Source organism: Brevundimonas sp. GW822-FHT03E11, from assembly GCF_058801445.1.
Map to the genome: position 1 here is coordinate 1 of NZ_JBXANG010000026.1, position 842 is coordinate 842.

An 842-nucleotide genomic window follows, 5' to 3' on the forward strand; every position below is an offset into this window, starting at 1 on the left:
TATTGGTTCAGCCCATTGACCGCATAGTTGCGGGTGACGTTGACGTGGTCGTTGAAGCGATAGGCGGCGTTCGACACCGATCGGCTGGTCACCTGGCTGGCCGGGTTGTAGCCGAAGGTCGTTGAGACGTCGTAGCCGGTCCCCGCCGGATCGTGGGTCAGGCTGGTCAGCCGCGACAGGCCGTCATAGCCATAGGTCGTCGGCGAAGCCCAGGTCGAGCCGTTCATGCGATTGACGACTGCGGTTCGACCTTGGGCGTCATACTGAGGTTGGAACAACCACATCATGTCGTTCAGATTGGCCGACACCATCCGGCTCAGGCCATCACGGGCGTAGCTGACGAACTGGCCGTCGGGGTAGGTCATCCGCGAACGCGCGCCGTCTTCCCAGCGCCACGAGCTGATGGTCCGGGTCACCCCGCCCATGTTCACGCTGGAGGCGGCCAGCCGCCCCAGCCCGTCCCAGCTGTTGGTCACCCCCTCCCCGGTCGGACTGTCGAACCGGGCGTAGAGTTGCAGCCCCCGCAGGTCATAGCCGTAGTAGACGTCCCGCGTCGCCGAGGCCGGCAGACCGCCGCCGTCGGGGATGATCTTGGACGTCATCCGGTTCAGAGCGTCATAGGTGTAGGTGATCACCCGGCCGTCGCGCTTCCGCAGCGAGGTGCGGTTGCCGTTCGCGTCATAGCCGTAGGCCTCATAATCCGTCGTGCTGACCTCGCCTGGGGTGGTGGTCGAGGGGAAGTACCAGGCCGCCTGACGATCGAAGCCGTCATAGGTCATCGACGCCTTGTTGCCGTTGGCGTCCGTCACCGAGGTCTGTTTGCCGTTCGGCGAATAGGTGTA

Annotated in this window: 1 pseudogene; it reads right to left on the reverse strand. The window is 64.4% G+C overall.

What is annotated here, in order from left to right:
- Positions 1–842: pseudogene (locus tag AC1RKE_RS16035) on the reverse strand (hypothetical protein); the annotation flags it as partial.